The following is a 19,404-nucleotide window of genomic DNA, read 5'->3' as shown; positions in this document are numbered from 1 at the left end:
GCGTTTTTAAACCATCAAAACGTTACTTAGGAAATTTTTCGTTAAACATTTTCTCTAAAGCATACATTTCGTCTCGCAGTTTTGCTGCCAGTAAGAAATCCATATCTTTTGCCGCTTTCTGCATCTCTTTCTTGGTGTTGTCTATAGCGCGTTGCAATTCATTTTTACCCATATATTGCACCACAGGATCTGCAGCAATACTCACTTCGGCATTTTCTACATAGGCGCGCGCCTTATTGGCGCTGGCTTTTTGAGAGAAATCCAATACAGAAGTTTGCTCCAAAATGGCTTCTCTAGATTTGCCAACTGTTTTAGGCGTAATGCCGTGCTCAAGATTGTATGCAATTTGTTTTTCGCGCCTGCGATTGGTTTCGTCAATGGTTTTCTCCATACTTTCAGTCATTCCATCGGCATACATAATTACGCGACCACGATCGTTACGCGCCGCGCGGCCGATGGTTTGAATCAATGATTTTTCTGAACGTAAGAACCCTTCTTTATCCGCATCTAAAATGGCAACAAGTGTAACTTCAGGTAAATCCAAACCTTCCCTAAGCAAGTTGATTCCAACCAGCACATCAAACTCGCCCAAGCGCAATCCTCGAAGAATTTCTACCCGTTCCAATGTCTTAATTTCGGAGTGGATGTAACGGGTTTTAATATTTAACCGATCCAGATATTTGGTCAGTTCTTCTGCCATTCGTTTGGTTAACGTAGTTACGAGAATGCGCCCGCCATCTTTTATGGTTAAATCAATTTCATCCAGCAAATCATCAACCTGATTAATTGCGGGCCGCACTTCTATAATCGGATCAAGTAATCCCGTTGGTCGAATGACTTGTTCGACAACCACTCCTTCAGATTTTTCAAGCTCGTATTCTGCAGGTGTTGCACTTACGTAAATTGTCTGTGGAGCCAATCCTTCAAATTCAGTGAAATTTAAAGGCCGGTTGTCTAATGCTGCAGGCAAACGGAAACCATATTCTACCAGTGACAATTTTCTGGATCGATCGCCGCCATACATCGCACGGATTTGTGGTACAGTAACATGACTTTCATCAATCACCATCAGGTAATCTTCAGGAAAATAATCCAGCAAACAGAACGGGCGCATTCCAGGTTGGCGGCCATCAAAGAAACGGGAATAGTTTTCGATACCGGAACAATAGCCCAGTTCTTTCATCATTTCGATATCAAAATTGGTTCTTTCTTCAAGCCTTTTGGCTTCTAAAAGATGTTTGTCTGCCACCAATTGATTTTTGCGGATCTCAAGCTCTTCCTGAATGCCCCAAATGGATTGATTGAAGCGATCTTTTGGTGTAACGAAAAGGTTGGCCGGATAAATGGCCATGTCTTCCATTTTTTCTATGGTTTTGCCTGTTACCGGATCAATTGCCGTGAGTTCTTCAATATCATCGCCAAAAAATGAAACGCGGTAAGCATGATCAAGATAAGCCGGAAAAATATCTACAGTATCTCCTTTTACCCGGAAAGTTCCGCGTTTAAATTCTGTAGTTGTTCTGGCGTATAAAATTTCTACCAAACTATGTAGAAAAGCATTTCTGGAAATCCTTAAACCAACGCCAAAACGGAAAACCATACGCGAAAAATCTTCCGGATTTCCCATACCATAAATACACGATATGGAAGAAACCACGATTATATCTCTACGGCCACTCATCAAAGACGAAGTGGTACGCAAACGCAGTTTTTCAATTTCTTCGTTTATACTTAAATCTTTCTCGATGTACGTATTGCTGGATGCGATGAACGCTTCTGGCTGATAGTAATCGTAGTAAGACACAAAATAGTTAACAGAATTTTCTGGAAAAAACTGTTTAAACTCGCCATACAGTTGTGCAGCCAACGTTTTATTGTGACTAAGAATTAGGGTTGGTTTCTGAGTTTGCTCAATTACATTGGCCACGGTAAAGGTTTTGCCAGACCCTGTAACACCCAATAAAGTTTGGTAATGCTCGCCGGATTCTACGCCTTCAACCAATTGCTTAATTGCCCCAGGCTGATCTCCTGTAGGTTTATATTCTGAGGTGATTTTAAATTTCATTGGATATCAAATATACGGATTTGAGACTCAAAGAGTAAACAGGGAAAAGTCAGGAAAGTTAGCGCCGTGATGATTTTTATCTATCAAATGATTCTGATACAATGCGGCGCGGAAATAAAAAATCCCTTATCGCCATTTCTATTGGCAATAAGGGATTGATAAAAAGAAATCTGTGTTATTTGCCCGCAGCTTGTTGCATTGGGTTTTTACCAACAGACTGGCCCCTAACGGCACCTCCGGCTTTTGCTTTGAAAGCATGGAATTTACTTTCTTTAGCTTTGCCTCCCCAGCTATTGTTACTGGTGTCAATATCTGCTGTTTCACGTAATGGATCAATTAGAATAGATTCTACCTCTTTGTCTTTAACGTAAAACTTAGAGGTTTTCAATTCATTGTGTCTCCAGATCTGAGCCGGAATGCGATCCAATTCTTTAGTTCCGTCTTTGTACGTAAACTCTACAATAATTGGCATAACCAATCCGCCTTTATTACTAAAGCTCAGTTCGTATAAGAACTTATTTTTGTATTGATCCTGTTCTGAAGCCGGAACAACATCGTACGGCAATTGGGTTTCCATTTTAGTGGTTATGGTGGTATCAACACTCACCATTCCCCTATCGTATTTATAATAAAAATCTTGAGCAGACGGATTTTTATCTACATAGAAGCCAATTGTTTTATCGCCTTTATTGCGGATTTTAGAAATATCTTCAAAAGCATTTACGGCAGGTTTATCCATTTTTACCATGCGTGCTCTGGCAGCTGGAATTTCTTTCGGGAAATCTGCTTTCGCAAATTTCACACTGTCTAAAGAAATATCACAAGGATCTGTTCCGTAAAACCAACCTCTCCAAAACCAATCTAAATCTTCGCCGCTGGCATCTTCCATCGTACGAAATAAATCTGCCGGTTCCGGATGTTTAAATGCCCATCTTCTGGCATATTCTTTAAATGCATAATCAAATAACTCACGCCCCATAATGGTTTCGCGCAGAATATTCAATCCGGTTGCAGGTTTTGAATACGCATTTGGACCAAAACGGGTTATGTTTTCAGAATTGGTCATAATAGGTTCCAATTCATCTTTCGGTAGTTTCATGTAATCTACAATCGTATAAGCCGGGCCTTTTTTGCTTGGAAATTTATTGTCCCAAAGTTCTTCTGTAAGGTATTCTACAAAAGAATTCAAACCTTCATCCATCCAAGTCCATTGACGTTCATCGCTATTCACAATCATCGGGAAGAAATTATGCCCTACTTCATGAATAATTACACCTAACATTCCGTTTTTTGTGCTTTCGCTGTAGGTTCCATCTGCATCTGTACGCCCGTAATTGAAACAAATCATCGGGTATTCCATTCCATTTGCCGCTTCTATACTTTGTGCAACCGGATAAGGATATGGAATGGTAAAATCAGAATATGTTTTTATTGTGTGTGCAACTGCCCGCGTAGAAAATTTACTGTACAGGTTATAAGCCTCTTTTCCATAAAAACTCATACACATAACAGTATTGTTATTGGCTTGAATTTTTTGTGGCATAGCATCCCAAATAAATTTACGCGATGCTGTCCAGGCAAAATCACGTACATTACTGGCTTGAAAAACCCATGTCTTTTTCGCTGTTGCTTTTTTAGCTTCAGCAGTTTTAGCTTCTGCGAGGGTTTGGATTTCTACCGGCTCTGTAGCTGTTTTTGCTTTGTTGTAGCGCGCAAGTTGTGTTGGATTAAGTACAGCACTGTAATTAATACACTCACCTGTTGCACCAACAAGGTGATCAGCAGGCACCGTCATTTGCACTTTAAAATCGCCAAAAGTTAGGGCAAATTCCCCTCTTCCGGTAAACTGGTGATTTTGCCAGCCCTGGAAATCGCTGTATACACATAACCGCGGATACCATTGCGTCATGGTGAAGAGATAGTTTCCATCTGTAGGAAAAAATTCGTATCCACCACGGCCGCCTACGCTCATTCTGTCGGTAATTTTATAATTCCAATCGATATTGAAAATGAATTTTTGCCCGGTTCTGAGTGGTGCTGGCAAATCGACACGCATCATCGTTTTGTTCACAGTATACTTTAGGTTTTTACCAAGAGCATCGCTAATCTTCACAATGTTAATTCCGTAACCATTGTTTGTTTTACTGCTTAAGCGTTCTAAAGATTCTACAGTTCCGTTTGCTGGCATTTTTGTTGCATCCTGATAATTGGAACTCTTATCTGTACTGTGTTCATTTTCATCCAGCTGCAACCAAATATACGTTAGCGGATCTGGCGAGTTATTGGTATAGGTTACCGTTTCTGCACCTGTAAGCAGAAGATTCTTCTCATCCAGCTCACATTTAATGTTGTAATCTGCGCGTTGCTGCCAATATTTTATACCTGGCGCGCCACTTGCTGTTCGTTGTTCATTCGGCGTAGGCAGAATAGTACCCAATTGCTCAAATTTATTCCCGTGGTTGCTGCCCGGATTATTCTGTATGTTCTGAGCAAACACCAGGCTTCCGGAAAAAAGCAGAAGGCCGGTTAAAGTAAACAGTTTATTCATATATGTTTTGTTAAAAAGGAATGCGTTCTAAAGCCATTTTTAAGGCTAAACTAAAAACGGATGCTGAAACAAACAGCACCCAACTCATTCGTTTAATTTTTGTGTAATTAAATAATATCAATGTAAATAGCAAAATAACCAATACAAGCGCAACCTGCCCGGCTTCCAAACCAATGTTAAACCCAAATAATCCCCAGCCAATGTTCTGGTCTTTAGCCAACATCATGCGGATAGAGTTTGCAAATCCCATTCCATGAATAAGTCCGAAGCCAAGCGCCAGAAAATAATTGATTCTTACAGATTTCATTGAAAAATTTCTTCTGAACAAATTGCTTACCGCAGTAAAAACAATGGTGCAGGGAATAAGAAACTCTACCCATTTGCTTTCAAAACGGATAATATCCATTACGCTAAGCAAAAGCGTTAGTGAATGACCAATAGTAAAAGCGGTAACCAAAATCAACACTTGTTTTACATTCTGATAACTGTAAATTGCAACAAGTGCCAGAATAAAAAGCTGGTGATCTAAAGCATCTAGACTGATAATATGTTCCCATCCTAATTTAAAATAGAAAACGAAATCTTGTAAAGGCATTTAGCGATTGATTGGAGATGAATTACATTAAAGTTTAAAATTAAAGTATAAATCACAGAAACGGTAATGTATACAAAAATCTATGACAATAATCCCAAATTTGTTACCATTTTTAACCTAAAAACCCTTCTCTTAAACAGAATTTGAGCGTAAACTAACACGTTTTATGTCGTAATTTTGCAAAACATATCTTAGAACCCGGCCAACATCATGTCAAAATTTAAGTATAGCCTGTTTTTTTTACTCTTCATTGGCATCTCATTGAGTGCAGGAACCAAACATCCCTTGCATGTGAGCACAACGGAAGTAAATTACAACGCGAAAGAAAAAAACCTGGAAATAAGTTGCCGGATTTTCTCTGATGACTTTGAAGCGGTTTTATCCAAACTGTACAAGCAAAAAACCGATTTGTCTAATCCGGCACTAAAAAACGGAATGGATGAACTGGTAAAAAAATACCTCGCAACGCATGTTCAACTTCGTGTAAACGGAAAAACAGTGGTAATGAATTATCTTGGTTTTGAACAAGACCATGAAGCCACAAACGTTTATCTTGAAGTACCTAAAACTGCTGCAGTGAAATCAATGGAAATAACAGACACTATTTTATATGATCAGTTTGAAGATCAGATGAGTATTGTTCATTTGGTTAATGGATCAGTTAGAAAAAGTTCAAAAATATTATATCCTGACCGAAAATTCGCAGCAAACTTTTAACTTCAGAATTTGTATTAAAAGAGAGCGGCGTTTAAATTAAGTTAACTCTTGCAACGCTCTTAACAAAAAATATTTCCGAGAGGAAAATTGTTGTACACTTAAATGAAGATTTTTCTTCGCCAGATAAGCTATGCACCTGATTGTTTTCTCTCCGATTTTAACTTCACGGATCAAATATATTTTCACCTTTATTTTTAAAGAAATCCTTAAAACGGAAGTAGAATTTACAGGCAACCGTCAATATTATCTGCAAAGTAAGCACTTTAAAATAACGTATGCAGATCAGCCACTTGGCGATGAATTATTTTTTAAAAGCGCCTCCTTTCTGCTGAGCAATAAATTGGAAGAAATTGTGCCTAAGTTGGTTTCCTTTGGCGATTACCAGGTTCCATTTCCGGTGCAAAACTCTGCTTTACCCTTTGATGTTTTTGCGGCTTCTTTCTATTTTGTTTCAAGATATGAGGAATACATTTATGCGCAAAAGGAAAAAGGCGATTTCAAGGCATCAAAAAGTCTGCAGTACAAACTCAAAATCCTCGATCGTCCAATTGTAGACGAATGGGCGCTCATACTTAAAAGTATCATCAGCAAACGTTACCCGGAATTTAGATTTTTATTTAAAAAATTTACGGTAAAACCGATAGTTACTGTTCAGATTTCGCCAACTATCCCGGCAGGATTCAGCAATAAACTGAAATTTTTCAGCAATGCATTGCTCAGTAAAGACAATTCGTATCTCAATGGAAAGTTTGATGAAATTACCGGTTTAGAGGTTAATCCGGTAAAAGTACTTAATCAACTAAATCCCTCACTTCGGAAAAAGCCAGACAGACTGCTATTTTTTCTAAATCTACCGAGCGTAGAGTCCTCATTTATCCCAATAAAAGCGCTCTCCAAAGTTTTGGAAACTCATCAAATTGGTTTGTTAAGGCCATGTATTGATCACCAAGAAAAAATAAGAGTATTTAAAACCGCCGCCGGAATATTAAAAAGCATCCAACCGGCACAAACAAATACAATCAGTTTACAGCTTGAGCCTTTAAAACTCCCAACTTGTTACCTGAATGTACTTAATTTGGGTGTTTCTACAGATTATTCTATGGGTTATGTTGATGTCGCCGGTTTCCGCGCCGGAACCTGTACACCGTTCAATTGGTACGATCTTCAACTCGAAAAAGTAACTTCTTTACAAATCAATAGTTACTGTTTAACCAGTAAATATCTTTCCGGAATTTCCCCTCGCGAGGCCCAAAATGAAATATTGAATTATGAAAATACAATACGCGGTGTAAGTGGCGTATTCACCATTTGCTGGGCGTTAAAAAACATTTCCGGATCTGAGAAATACAAAAAACTTGCCGAAATTTTTCATTCTATAGCCCCTTAATTTAACTGCTACATCTCCATTCTATCAGAATACTTTTAGTAATTTGCGCCATTCTGGTACAAGCCAGAAAAGAACGTATGATATTTGATCTGAGCAAAATAACCTCTATTGCAAATACTTTTGTAGCCGAACTTCGCGACGTAAATGTGCAGAAAGATTCTATGCGTTTTAGAAAAAACCTGGAACGTTTGGGCGAATTTTTTGCCTATGAAGTGAGCAAATCATTGCATTATACTGAAAAAGAAATTACCACTCCGCTGGGTATTTCTCGCAGTCAAATCCTTGCACAACAACCCGTTCTTGCAACGATTTTACGTGCAGGCCTTCCGATGCAACAAGGTTTGCTCAACATTTTTGATAAAGCAGATTGTTGCTTTATCTCTGCCTACAGAAAAGTAGCCAGCAATGGAGCTTTTAGTATTCAAATGGATTACATCTCTACACCAAACCTGGACGGAAAAGTTCTGATTATGGCAGACCCAATGCTGGCCACAGGCCAAAGCATGGTAAACTGTTGTAAAGAATTGCTGAATAGATACAAAATTGCGGAGTTACACATTGTCGCCGCAATTGCAAGCACACAAGGCGTTACCTACGTGAAGGCAAATTTACCGCAAGCAAATCTCTGGCTGGGCGCAATTGATGAGGAAATGACCAGCAAATCTTACATTGTGCCCGGATTGGGCGATGCAGGAGATTTAGCCTATGGCGAAAAGGTTTAGTATGCCGTTTAGAAAAAATAACGAACTTTAACGCCAATATGCACCACCATAAAAAACACATCTTTTTTGATCTGGATCATACCCTCTGGGATTTTGACCGCAATGCGGAAGAAACCCTGAAGGAACTTTATGAAACCTACAAATTGCAAAAACTGGGTTTGAATTCTTGCGATGATTTTATTTCCAGATATACTGAAAACAACCATTTACTTTGGGCAGATTATCATTTGGGTAAAATTACCAAAGAGTTCTTGCGCGCAGAACGGTTTAGCAAAACCTTTATACAGCTCGGTATTCATCCAGATGCAGTTCCGCAGAAATTTGAAGACGATTATGTAAATATTTCGCCGACAAAAACCAATTTATTTGAAGGCGCTGAAACTGTTCTTGCTTATTTGCAACAGAAATATATCCTTCACATTATCTCAAATGGTTTCAAAGAAACCACTTTAACCAAGATGAATGTATCTGGCTTAAATCCATATTTTCACAATGTGATCATTTCTGAAGATGTTGGCGTAAACAAACCCCATCCGCTGATATTTGAATATGCTTTGGATAAAGCGAAAACCAGCAAAGCAGAAAGTATTATGATTGGCGATAGTTTAGAAGCCGATATTTACGGTGCAATGAATTTCGGAATGGATGCGATTTTCTTCAATCCGATGAAAAAGGAAAAGCCAGCAGACGTTAAACAAGAGATTATGCAATTAAACGAATTGTTGCAGTTTTTCTAGTCAATTCGTCTATCTTTATTGAATGACATCTTCGAAAATCAAAAAATCTTTAGATAAGATAATTGCTTTTTACAGCGCCAAACTATCGGGATATCCAGATGAGATTTTCGACAAAACGCCACCAATTGGTGGGTGGAGTTATAGCGAAGTATACGCGCACATTTTCGATTCGAGCTTGCTTTCTTTAATTGCGATGAACAATGCCCTGAAGGGAAAAGGAGAAATAAAACCGACACATTTTGCAGTTAAACTAATTCTTTTTTTCGGTTCATTGCCACCGGGGAAAAAATATAAAGTACCCAAACGCTTGGTAGATCGTGTAAAAAAAATCAGTAAAACTGAAGCTTTAGATTTCATTCTGGAGTTTGAAGAGGCGTTGAAAAAAACCTGGATAACATTGCCTGACGGAAACCAACAGGTGAAAACAAAACATCCCAGACTTGGCTATCTTAACGCAAAACAATGGTTTCGTTTTATTGAAGTTCATCTCAAACATCATTTAAAACAACTTGAGCGAATTGAAAGGAGTTTTAAAGCCTGATTTTTTTCGGCATATTTGTGTACATCCAAATTAACGGTCATGAAAAAACTTCTCTATGTTTGCTTGCTTGGTGGTTTATCGGCATGCCAATCTCCAAAAAAAGACAATCCCCAAACGGGCAGTTTTAATCCTTCGGCGGCGCAAAACATTCGGAACAATGCCGAAAAGGCTCCAGAAACAAATACAAATACCGTATTAATTTTTAATCCGCCGCATGGCCAAGCGGGCCACAATTGCGCCTTAGCTGTTGGCGCTCCTTTAAATAGTGTTGCGAAACCGCAGCCCAAACCCGCAGTTGTACAAACGCAGTCGCCCGCTCTGGCAGTTTCAAATACAGAAGGGAAAAAACTAAATCCAGCACATGGACAACCGAATCACCGCTGCGATATTGCCGTAGGTGCACCGTTAGATTCTAAACCTGTAGAAACAGCTGTTAAACAATTGCCACCCAAGAAAACACAGGTTGCTTACGTTCAAACAGGAAAAAATATAAATCCACCGCACGGGCAACCGAATCACCGTTGTGATATTGCAGTTGGTGTACCGCTAGATTCTAAACCTGTGCAAACCACAACACAAGCTGCAGCAGCGCCGGAATTGAAATCCACCTCCGGAAATACCGAAGTAAAGTTAAACCCAAAACATGGCGAAACAGGCCACAGATGTGATATTGCAGTGGGCGCGCCATTGAGTTAATAAACGCGCTTTTTTTCACATCTTTGTGCCAATGAAATTTCCTACAATAAAAGGTTTTGATGAAGCGGCGTTTGAGAAATACCTAAAAAATACCGGTTGGTTAATGTTCGGGAAAATCCTGAGTATGGTAATCGGCTTTATTGTTGCGCGCTTTCTCGGTCCGATTTCATTTGGAGATTTGAGTTTTGCAGATGCTTTAACAGCCATTACTGCAGCAGTTGGAACGCTTGGCCTTGACTCTTTCATTATCCGCGAAATTATTAACGAGCCTCAAAAAAGAGATGAAATCTTGGGGACATCACTCTGGCTTCGTCTTGCCGTAAATCTTCTTGTTATTCCTGTTTCAATTGGTATTTATCTTTTTTTACATCATTTTTCTGCTGGTGATAATAAACCCTTAACGCTAATTGTTGCTTTACTTTCTTTCGCTTCTTTTTTCAAGTCATTTAATATAATCGATTCCTATTTTCAGTCGCAGGTTCAATCCAAATACGTTGTTCATGTTCAGAACATCTGTGTTATCGTATCTGCAGGTATCAAAATCCTGTTGGTATATCTGCATGCTGATGTGATTTGGTTTGCCTGGGCTTTAGTATTTGATGGTTTAGCTTTAGCAGTGGGATTACTCCTTATGTACCATAACAAAGGCCTGAATCTTCTGAATTGGAAATTTAAAACTGAACGCGCAAAATCTTTACTAAAGCAATCCTTTCCGCTTATCCTGTCAGCAGTGATGGTTTCTATTTATATGAAAATTGACCAGGTAATGCTCAAAAGTGAGGGAAGCGCAGCCGTGGGTGTGTATAGCGCCGCGGCAAAAATTAGCGAAGCATGGTATTTCATTCCCGTAGCCATTGTAACTTCCGTTTTCCCTGCAATTGTTCATGCCAGAAAAACGGATACTGAAAGATATATCAAAAGACTACAAAACCTTTACGACTTATTAATTGCAATAAGCTTACCTGTTGCACTTTTTGTTTCCTTTACCGCAAGCTTTATAATTAAAATACTTTATGGAAATCAATTTCAAGGTGCTGATCAAATGCTTTCCATACACATCTGGTCTGGCATTTTCACATTTCTTGGTGTAGCCAGCAGTCAGTATTTACTTGCCGAAGGTTATACTAAAATTTCCTTTATACGCACAGCTCTAGGCGCGATCGTAAATATCCTATTAAACTTTTGGTTTATACCACTTTACGGAGGAATTGGCGCGTCTATTGCTACCTTAATTGCACAAATAATATCGTCTTTTTATCTCTTATTTGTCGCAAAAACACGTCAACAGGGTATAATGATGTTAAAATCATTATTTTTGATCTCATCTTATCAAAAAATTTTTAAACGTTGAACACTTTTAAAGCATTAAGGTCCCTAATTACAAACCCAAGCAGGCTCAAAGCATTACTATCATATGGGCACAAGGGTTATTTGGTAAACATCGGATGGTTTACGGCATTCGACCAGAAACGGGCAGTAGACGGAAACGGAAAAGCTCTGCCTTGGGTTACGTATTCCTTTATAGATTTTATCAAAAATCGGATTAATAAGAGTTTAGATATTTTCGAGTACGGCTCAGGAAGTTCTACAATATTTTATGCTGAAAGGGCAAAGTCTGTTACCTCTGTTGAACATGACAAAGGCTGGTTTGATAATGTAAAAAACTCAAGCCCTGAAAATGCAAATATTATTTTTTGCGAACTTGAGACCAATGGAGAATATTCAAAAAAAGCATCAACATTAAATAAAAAATACGACATTATAATTGTTGATGGCCGCGACCGCGTAAACTGCTGTAAGCATAGTGTTAATGCATTATCTACAAGCGGAGTTTTAGTATTGGATGATAGTGAGCGAGAAGTTTACAATGAAGCCCGATCATTTTTAATTCAACAGGGTTTTAAAGAACTGTATTTTAGTGGCATTTCTCCAGGTTTGTTTTACGAGAAAGCAACTTCTGTTTTTTATAAAGCACAAAACTGCCTTTCCATATAATTTTAATCTATCAAAAAATTAAAGAGGGCTTAAATATCTCTTAAATTACTTTCTTAATAAATATACTTGCCAAAAGTTATATTTGTGATCAATGATAGAGCCTTTAAGTACAAATATAAAATCTGCCTACGATAATTTTTACACCAATAACGATGTAGAATGGCGTATGTTGGGCGCAAAATACAAAGCCCGTAACATTGTTGATGTAACTTCTGGCAATATACGGCCAACAAAAGTTCTGGAAGTTGGTGCCGGCGACGGCAGTATCCTGCATTTTCTGGATGAATGGCAATTTGCCGATCAACTTTTCGCATTAGAAATTGCACAAAGCGGTGTAGATTTAATCCAATCCAGAAAGCTTAAATCTCTTGTAGAAGCCAAAACTTTTGATGGCTATCAAATCCCCTATCCAGATAATTCTTTCGATTTAGTTATTCTAAGTCACGTTTTGGAACATGTAGAACACGAGAGAATTTTACTTCGCGAAATTAAAAGAGTGGCTAAATATATAGTAGTTGAAGTACCTCGCGATTATCGCTTTGATGTAGATAAACGTATGAAACACTTTTTGGATTACGGCCACATTAACATGTATACACCAACTTCATTAAGGTTTTTATTACAGAGCGAAGGTTTAAAAATTATTAAAGATAAAATTACACTCACCAAACCCGAAGTTTCAAAATTCAATGCTTTTGTAAACGGCAAAAAGCCGAAAATCTTAACAAAGACATTAAAAATCGACTTGGAATATTGGCTCAAAATAATTTTAGGAAATATTTTTGGCAAAAAAAAACAAGAGCAATTTGCCAGTGCTTATACCGTTCTTACGCAGAAATCAGATTCAAAACTGCAGATATTTTAATATGCAAAACCTCGCACCAATAGCACTTTTTGTTTACAACAGACCACAGCATACCGCACGTACGTTAAAATTTTTAAAACAAAACCACCTGGCTGTCGACAGTCGGCTTTACATTTTTTCTGACGGGCCAAAAACGCCGCAAGACAATGAAAAAGTAGAGGCAGTACGCGATGTGATTCAGAATGTGGAAGGGTTTAAATCTGTAAAAATTATTCTACGAGAACAAAATATCGGGCTGGCCAACTCCGTCATTGCCGGCGTAACAGAACTCATTTCTCAATACGGGAAAGTAATTGTTTTTGAGGATGATTTGGTTAGTGCTCCTAATACTCTTTTGTATTTTAATGATGGCTTAACGCGTTACGAAACTGAAGAAAAGGTAATGCATATTGGCGCATACATGTATCCGCTTAAAGGCGAAAACCTACCCGAAACATTTTTTTTCAGAGCCGCAACAAGTTGGGGTTGGGCAACATGGCAACGTGCCTGGCAACATTTTGAGCCTAATATAGATGTATTGATGAAACAGTTCGATGCGCAGAAAAAATCCGCCTTTGCGATAGATAATACAATGAATTTCTGGAAACAAATGAAGGAATTTAAAACCGGCAAGAACAACAGTTGGGCCATTAGATGGTATGCATCTATTTTCTTAAAAGGTGGCTTAACACTGAACCCTTCTCAATCGCTTGTAAACAATATTGGTCATGACGGTACCGGTGTGCATTCTGGAATTAATGATATCTACAACGTACAAATTAACCCAAATGCCATTACTGATTTCCCTGCACAAATCGAAGAGGATACAATTGTTTACGAAAAAATTAAATCATTTCTAGCCAACAGAAAAGGTTCGTTATGGGCAAGAATTAAACGATTTGTTACCGAAAAACTTAACAAATAGCCAATATGACTGATATTTTTAATAGGCTTAGTTTGTAGTTTCGAAATTCCAACTCCTAAACCAAAATGAAATTTATTCCTTTACTCCTTATTTTTCTCAGCACATTTGCACAAGCACAACTCGCACCAGAACCTTATGGCGCTTTGCCATCAAAAAGACAATTGGCCTGGCATGATTTAGAAGTATATGGTTTAATCCATTTTACTCCAACAACTTTTGAAAACAAAGAATGGGGTTTTGGCGATGCCGATCCGAAAAGTTTCAATCCGAGCGATTTTAATGCCGATCAAATTATAAAAGCCGCTAAAGATGGAGGTCTAAAAGGGATTATTTTGGTGGCCAAGCACCACGATGGTTTTGCCTTATGGCCAACAAAAACCACTGAATACAATATCAGCAAAAGCCCTTTCAGAAATGGTAAAGGAAATTTAGTAAAAGAAGTAGAACAAGCGGTTCGCAAAAATGGCATGCAGTTTGGCGTTTATTGCTCGCCTTGGGATAGAAATAACGCCTTGTACGGAACTGATCAGTATCTTTCCATTTACCAGGCCCAACTCAAAGAATTGTACAGCAACTTTGGCAAATTGTTTATGAGCTGGCACGATGGCGCAAATGGTGGGGACGGCTATTATGGTGGCGCAAAAGAAAAACGTTCTACAGACAATACCACATATTACGATTGGGAAAACACTTGGGCAATTACCAGAAAGATGCAACCTATGGCCAACATTTTCAGTGATATTGGTTTAGATATACGTTGGGTTGGAAATGAAAATGGCCGTGCTGCTGAAACGAGCTGGGCAACCTTCACGCCTATAGCACCTGATGGTAAAAATGTTGCTGTTCCCGGACAAGCAAATTATCCACAAAGCCCGATAGGAATTAGAAACGGAAAATTCTGGATGCCAGCAGAATGCGACGTTCCTTTAAGAAGAGGTTGGTTTTATCATGAAAATGAACAGCCCAAGACAGCAGATATGTTATTTGATTTGTACCTGAAAAGTGTTGGCCGCGGCGCCGGCTTAGACCTTGGTTTGGCACCAGATACCCGCGGACAATTACACGATGATGATGTTGCTGCACTTAAAGGCTTTGGCGATATACTAAAACACACTTTTGCACAAAACCTGGCCAAAAACGCAACTGTACTTGCAAGTGATACGCGTGGTAAAAAATTTAGTGCAGCAAATATCCTGGACAATAAAAAAGAAAGTTATTGGGCAAGCAGTGATCAGATTCATTCCGCAACATTGGAATTGGATTTGGGTACAGAAACAACTTTCGATGTTGTGAGCCTTCGCGAATATATCCCCTTGGGGCAGCGTATAGAAGGTTTTACCATGGAAATATGGAAAAATAACCGTTGGGAAAGTATCTATGAAGGGACCAGCATCGGCGCAAGACGATTGGTAAAATTAGATGTTCCGGTAACCAGCAGTAAAGTTAAGCTCAGCATAACAAAATCGCCGGTATGTCTTACACTTAGCGAATTTGGTTTATATAAGTTCGCTAAATAACCAGGAAAAATCAATATTTTGTTGCTGTAAGAATAATATAAGGCGAAAGATTTTTACTTTCGAAAGGAACAATTTTAGTCAAGATTTTTCCGGCAAGCCAGGTTACTTTTTTGAATACCCGAACGGCAGTAGATTTTTGATTTTCATTTTCCAGCCATACACTAAAACGACCGAAATATCCGGATTTTACTTCCTGCAATCCAGCACGTTCACAGATATCTTTCAATAACTCTGGGTCCATGCTATTGATATTATGCTTATCGTAGTTTTCTTTATCGAACTTCTTCTGGAACCAACCATTTACCGCCTTAAAATTTGGCAAAGTGATAAATAAGGTGCCGCCGCTTTTTACAAAAGCAATATGCCTTTTGATGATGTCTTCTGTATCGTTAAAGTGCTCTATTAATCCGCAACTTAATACCAAATCATATTGTTTTTCTGGTGTATAGTTAAACAAATCAGTTTCGATAATATGAATGTCCTGCGCTTGCATCTGATTTTTTTGCAACAGTTCATGCACAACTGGAGGATGTACAAAATAATCAAGCAACGTGACATCGAGCTTAAAATATTTTTTTAGAAAAACGGCATAATAACCCGGAAAACCACCCAGTTCTATCGCATTTTTAACCTTTTCTTTCTGAATGATTTCACTCAATTGCTGATGAAACAAATAATTGGCCGGAAGTTGAACTGCAAGTCCTTTTTTACTTTCCCAATAACTTACCCAAAACGCTCTGTCTGTTAATAAATTTGCCATTTTTTAATTTGAATCCAATTCCAAAGAAACGGAAAGAATATGAATTTATAAAGCCTCGATTGCTGTATTGTTGAAATGCGCGCTTCAACAATACAGCAATTGAGGATGATACTATTTTAAATCTTTTAAAATTTCTGCTACTGCTTTTTCCAGTTGCGGATCTCGCTCTGCCAAACGATCTTCAAAAGTATTTTTAACATAAATATCTGGCTTTACACCTTCTTTTTCTATGTTTTTACCGTCCATTGTATAACAGCCCCAAGATGGCAAACGGTAAGAAGAACCATCTACCAAACCTTTTGCAGAAGTGAAAATAATCCAGCGATAGGTTTCTGTACCAATAATTTTGCCGAGTTTAAGTTGTTTAAAACCCGCAGCAGTCATCTCTGCATCGCTTAAAGATTGCTCATTGGTTAGCAATACAATTGGTTTAACCGCAGGGCCGAAATTGCTTTGTGGCGCCATTTTACCTCCACGGTATTTCCATTGAAGATATGGCCGCTGTGACAGAAATTTCAAAACATCGTCATGCACGTTTCCGCCTGTATTGTACCGCAGATCTAAAATAATTGCATCTTTATTTTCTTCCTGAGCTACCATATCCAGTAAAAAACGTTCCAACTCTCCACCACTCATATTTTTCATATAAGAATATGCAATGCGGTTGTTTCCCCACTTATCTACGTTCTTGCGGTTATTGCTAATCCACTCATCATACAGATTATTGCGTAAAGAAGCCGAACTTTCCGGATGTACATTGGCGTACATTTCTTTTCCATTCCGTTCTAAAGTCAAGGTCATTTCTTTATCTAAAGATGGCTTACTGAAATAATAATCCCGATCAATTTTCTCATCAACCGTTACACCATTTACGGCTTTCAATACATCGCCCGGTTTAATATCTGTATTGGAAAAAGCATTACTTTTAGCTGCAACTCTTGCAATTTTGAATGGCTGTTCGTTATCGAAAATAATTCCAGTTTCGTTTGTGATGTAATTTAGATTTTTGCGCTCTTCTGCTCCAGAACTATTGAAACCCATGTGCGAAGAATTTAATTCGCCCAGCATATCATTCAATAAAATTCTTAAATCACTTCTGTTGTTTACGTATGGAAGATAAGCCGCATAGCGAGATCTCATCTTTTCCCAATTTACGCCATGGAAATTTTCATCGTAAAAGTTTTCATCCAAACCTACCCAGGTTTCATAAAACATCTGATTAAACTCGGCATTCAGGTTTCTGGTAAATTTGTATGAATGATCTAATTTATCTAGTTTATTTGCATCAAGATTGTATTTCCCGATTACGCCGCGGGTTAAGGTAAAAAACTTATCTCCAGACTGGATAATAGAATAATCGCCACCATCGCTAACTTTCTCCGTTTTATTGGCTTCAAAAGGTTCAATAATTGTTCGGTACATTGCGCGCGCACCGCCTTCATGGTTTGAGGTATAAAAAACATAAGTTTTATCGCCTTTGGCAAATACATCTGTACCATATTGCCCGCCAAAATTTGGACTTACCAATTCTACACGGTCTAAAATATCCTGAGTATTAATTGTGATAATACTTGCAGGTTTTGGTGTAGGTTTAAGCTCGTCTTTTTTCTTGGCTGAATCTGTTTTCTTGCTTTTTTTATCGTCCTTTTCAGTGTCTAAACCTGGTTTAACATCTTTAGGTTCTGGTTTATTTTCTTTAAATAAATCATCAAATTTATCAGAACGAAATGGCTCATTATAATAATCAAGTGCCATCCTGTAAATATGCGGTTGACTCATTCCTGTTGGATAAGCAGGTTTGGTACGATCGCTTGTGAAAAAGATATATTTCCCATCTGGCGACCAGGCCGCATTTGTTTCGCTTACGCCGGTATTGGTTAAATTGATGGTTTTATTATTTTTAATGTGGTGTACCAGAATATCTTGTTCAAAATTACGGTATACGGTAAACAACAAATATTCATCATTCGGAGAAAAACTTGGCGGCGTATTCTGAAAAGCCCAAAACTCATCATTAACAACGGTTTTACTGGTCATTGTTTTTAAATCCATCAACCTCAATTCATTTCTTCCGCTTAAATAAACGGCCATGGTTTTGCTTTTATTAAAAGAAATATCGCGGTTATTGGCTTTATCTGTCGTAATCTGTTTCGGTGTACTTTTTCCATCTCCAGTTACAGTAAACCAGTTTTGGTAGCCATTAGACGTTTGACTAAACAAAATGGTTTTATTATCGGCCATCCATTTACATTCCATCGCACGTTCTCCGCTATGCGTAATTTTACGGATAAATTTACCGTCTGCATCGCTCACAAAAAGTTCACCACGCGAGATAAAAGCAAGTTTCTTCCCATCAAGAGCGGCATCAAAAGCAGAAATATTTGCACGGACATCATACTCCTGGTCTTTGCTTAATATCTGATTGCGCGATGTTGCAATATTCACTTTCTCCACTTTTTTCGTCGCAACATCATAGGTATAAATCTGGTAATCTTTTTCAAAAACAACGGTTGTGCCACTTGCAGAAACAAAAGGTCTTTTAATTGATGAATCAAAACTGGTTAAACCTGTTTTCTTTCCGTTGATGAATGTATAGAGGTTATACTCGTCATTTCCTTCGTCAGAAACAAAGAAAATATTTCCTTTCTGATCTACACTTGTCCAGAAATCTTTTCCAATATAATCTGTATATCTCTTATAACTTTTAGTTTTCGGGTTGTATGATTGAATATCTGGATTGTATGCGCCTTTGTAATGCTTACGGTTCGCAAAGCGATAACTTTCCCAGGTATCGCTAAAAAACAATTCGCCATTTGGTGCTTCAGCAATATGGTGTGTGGTGTTAAAATAATTGCTAAATAAGCGCATTGCGGTACCGCCGCTTGCCGCAACTTTGTAACTTGAAAAAGAATTGTAGCGGCCAGAAGTGAAATAGATAGTTTTGGAATCCCAGCTCCAATTGTCAACTTCGTCTGTTGCATCGTTAAAGGTAAGTTGCTTAATATCTCCGCCAGACATGGGCATAATGTACACATCATAATTGCCAAACTGATTAGATGAAAAGGCAAGCCATTTGCCATCTAGCGAGATTTTAGGATTAATTTCTTCGCCCTGCATAGCCGTAATTCTGGAAGCCAGACCGCCTTTAACCGGGACTTTCCAAATATCACCATCATAACTGAATACTATTGTCTGCGCATCTGGCGTTAATGCTGGATACGCTGCAAAATAACTTTGATTTTGCGCATAACTGTGTATAGGCAGCACACATGCAACTGCAAAAAGTGCCCTAAAAAAAGTTTTAATCATGGAGTTTGGCTTTAAAAGCGGAAATTACGCAACAGTTTTTATAATC

General features: G+C 38.3%; 16 protein-coding genes. 11 read left to right on the top strand and 5 right to left on the bottom strand.

Features of this window, described 5'->3' with window-relative positions:
* Positions 1-22: 22 nt before the first annotated feature.
* The 3 genes from uvrB to ACJVDH_RS21475 all read right to left on the bottom strand — a co-directional run bounded on the left by uvrB (position 23) and on the right by ACJVDH_RS21475 (position 5,208).
* Positions 23-2,065, bottom strand: a complete 2,043-nt coding sequence (gene uvrB / locus ACJVDH_RS21485; protein ID WP_443945455.1) for an excinuclease ABC subunit UvrB — start codon at positions 2,063-2,065, stop codon at positions 23-25.
* A gap of 175 nt (positions 2,066-2,240) precedes the next feature.
* On the bottom strand, positions 2,241-4,613 hold the full coding sequence (locus ACJVDH_RS21480) for a M1 family metallopeptidase (RefSeq protein WP_443945454.1): 2,373 nt from the start codon (positions 4,611-4,613) through the stop codon (positions 2,241-2,243).
* Between the two features lie 10 nt (positions 4,614-4,623).
* Positions 4,624-5,208 (bottom strand): HupE/UreJ family protein, encoded by a 585-nt coding sequence (locus ACJVDH_RS21475; protein ID WP_443945453.1) that lies wholly within the window; start codon positions 5,206-5,208, stop codon positions 4,624-4,626.
* Positions 5,209-5,418: 210 nt separating this feature from the next.
* On the opposite strand from ACJVDH_RS21475, the gene ACJVDH_RS21470 reads away from it, so the two are divergent.
* From ACJVDH_RS21470 to ACJVDH_RS21420, 11 genes are all read left to right on the top strand, one after another.
* Positions 5,419-5,925 carry a DUF6702 family protein gene (locus ACJVDH_RS21470; protein WP_443945452.1) on the top strand — a complete coding sequence of 169 codons (507 nt, stop codon included), beginning with the start codon at positions 5,419-5,421 and terminating at the stop codon, positions 5,923-5,925.
* 130 nt (positions 5,926-6,055) lie between these two features.
* The gene (locus tag ACJVDH_RS21465) at positions 6,056-7,312 is read left to right on the top strand and encodes a DUF7033 domain-containing protein (RefSeq protein ID WP_443945451.1); all 1,257 of its coding nucleotides are present in this window, start codon (positions 6,056-6,058) and stop codon (positions 7,310-7,312) included.
* A gap of 77 nt (positions 7,313-7,389) precedes the next feature.
* Positions 7,390-8,034 carry a uracil phosphoribosyltransferase gene (gene upp, locus ACJVDH_RS21460; protein ID WP_443945450.1) on the top strand — a complete coding sequence of 215 codons (645 nt, stop codon included), beginning with the start codon at positions 7,390-7,392 and terminating at the stop codon, positions 8,032-8,034.
* Positions 8,035-8,072: 38 nt separating this feature from the next.
* Positions 8,073-8,771, top strand: coding sequence for a YjjG family noncanonical pyrimidine nucleotidase (locus ACJVDH_RS21455; protein ID WP_443945449.1), 699 nt, complete (start codon positions 8,073-8,075; stop codon positions 8,769-8,771).
* 22 nt (positions 8,772-8,793) lie between these two features.
* Positions 8,794-9,312: a DinB family protein gene (locus ACJVDH_RS21450; protein WP_443945448.1), complete on the top strand. Its 519-nt coding sequence runs from the start codon at positions 8,794-8,796 to the stop codon at positions 9,310-9,312.
* Between the two features lie 39 nt (positions 9,313-9,351).
* Complete coding sequence (locus ACJVDH_RS21445) at positions 9,352-10,008, top strand: hypothetical protein (protein WP_443945447.1); 657 nt, start codon at positions 9,352-9,354, stop codon at positions 10,006-10,008.
* A 31-nt stretch (positions 10,009-10,039) separates the two neighbouring features.
* Positions 10,040-11,359, top strand: coding sequence for a flippase (locus tag ACJVDH_RS21440; RefSeq protein ID WP_443945446.1), 1,320 nt, complete (start codon positions 10,040-10,042; stop codon positions 11,357-11,359).
* Positions 11,356-12,003 (top strand): FkbM family methyltransferase, encoded by a 648-nt coding sequence (locus ACJVDH_RS21435; protein WP_443945445.1) that lies wholly within the window; start codon positions 11,356-11,358, stop codon positions 12,001-12,003. Before ACJVDH_RS21440 ends, ACJVDH_RS21435 begins: the two co-directional genes overlap by 4 nt.
* A gap of 91 nt (positions 12,004-12,094) precedes the next feature.
* Entirely contained in the window at positions 12,095-12,868 is a 774-nt protein-coding gene (locus ACJVDH_RS21430; RefSeq protein ID WP_443945444.1) for a class I SAM-dependent methyltransferase, read from the top strand.
* 1 nt (position 12,869) lies between these two features.
* Positions 12,870-13,772, top strand: coding sequence for a sugar transferase (locus ACJVDH_RS21425; protein ID WP_443945443.1), 903 nt, complete (start codon positions 12,870-12,872; stop codon positions 13,770-13,772).
* A gap of 65 nt (positions 13,773-13,837) precedes the next feature.
* Entirely contained in the window at positions 13,838-15,289 is a 1,452-nt protein-coding gene (locus tag ACJVDH_RS21420; RefSeq protein ID WP_443945442.1) for an alpha-L-fucosidase, read from the top strand.
* Between the two features lie 10 nt (positions 15,290-15,299).
* Here the strand turns inward: ACJVDH_RS21420 and ACJVDH_RS21415 are convergent, their stop codons facing one another.
* Together ACJVDH_RS21415 and ACJVDH_RS21410 are read right to left on the bottom strand one after the other, a co-directional pair.
* Positions 15,300-16,049, bottom strand: coding sequence for a methyltransferase domain-containing protein (locus ACJVDH_RS21415; RefSeq protein ID WP_443945441.1), 750 nt, complete (start codon positions 16,047-16,049; stop codon positions 15,300-15,302).
* A gap of 111 nt (positions 16,050-16,160) precedes the next feature.
* Positions 16,161-19,358, bottom strand: a complete 3,198-nt coding sequence (locus tag ACJVDH_RS21410; RefSeq protein ID WP_443945440.1) for a S41 family peptidase — start codon at positions 19,356-19,358, stop codon at positions 16,161-16,163.
* Between the last annotated feature and the right edge of the window lie 46 nt (positions 19,359-19,404).

Source organism: Pedobacter terrestris, assembly GCF_052343045.1.
In the GTDB taxonomy this organism is placed as follows: Bacteria; Bacteroidota; Bacteroidia; order Sphingobacteriales; family Sphingobacteriaceae; genus Pedobacter.
This window is presented reverse-complemented; position numbering and strand designations above follow the sequence as displayed.

Bases quoted from the DNA above. Each gene is read 5' to 3' on its own strand.
- uvrB (WP_443945455.1), bottom strand. From the start codon at position 2,065: ATGAAATTTAAAATCACCTCAGAATATAAACCTACAGGAGATCAGCCT.
- ACJVDH_RS21480 (WP_443945454.1), bottom strand. From the start codon at position 4,613: ATGAATAAACTGTTTACTTTAACCGGCCTTCTGCTTTTTTCCGGAAGC.
- ACJVDH_RS21475 (WP_443945453.1), bottom strand. From the start codon at position 5,208: ATGCCTTTACAAGATTTCGTTTTCTATTTTAAATTAGGATGGGAACAT.
- ACJVDH_RS21470 (WP_443945452.1), top strand. From the start codon at position 5,419: ATGTCAAAATTTAAGTATAGCCTGTTTTTTTTACTCTTCATTGGCATC.
- ACJVDH_RS21465 (WP_443945451.1), top strand. From the start codon at position 6,056: ATGCACCTGATTGTTTTCTCTCCGATTTTAACTTCACGGATCAAATAT.
- upp (WP_443945450.1), top strand. From the start codon at position 7,390: ATGATATTTGATCTGAGCAAAATAACCTCTATTGCAAATACTTTTGTA.
- ACJVDH_RS21455 (WP_443945449.1), top strand. From the start codon at position 8,073: ATGCACCACCATAAAAAACACATCTTTTTTGATCTGGATCATACCCTC.
- ACJVDH_RS21450 (WP_443945448.1), top strand. From the start codon at position 8,794: ATGACATCTTCGAAAATCAAAAAATCTTTAGATAAGATAATTGCTTTT.
- ACJVDH_RS21445 (WP_443945447.1), top strand. From the start codon at position 9,352: ATGAAAAAACTTCTCTATGTTTGCTTGCTTGGTGGTTTATCGGCATGC.
- ACJVDH_RS21440 (WP_443945446.1), top strand. From the start codon at position 10,040: ATGAAATTTCCTACAATAAAAGGTTTTGATGAAGCGGCGTTTGAGAAA.
- ACJVDH_RS21430 (WP_443945444.1), top strand. From the start codon at position 12,095: ATGATAGAGCCTTTAAGTACAAATATAAAATCTGCCTACGATAATTTT.
- ACJVDH_RS21425 (WP_443945443.1), top strand. From the start codon at position 12,870: ATGCAAAACCTCGCACCAATAGCACTTTTTGTTTACAACAGACCACAG.
- ACJVDH_RS21420 (WP_443945442.1), top strand. From the start codon at position 13,838: ATGAAATTTATTCCTTTACTCCTTATTTTTCTCAGCACATTTGCACAA.
- ACJVDH_RS21415 (WP_443945441.1), bottom strand. From the start codon at position 16,049: ATGGCAAATTTATTAACAGACAGAGCGTTTTGGGTAAGTTATTGGGAA.
- ACJVDH_RS21410 (WP_443945440.1), bottom strand. From the start codon at position 19,358: ATGATTAAAACTTTTTTTAGGGCACTTTTTGCAGTTGCATGTGTGCTG.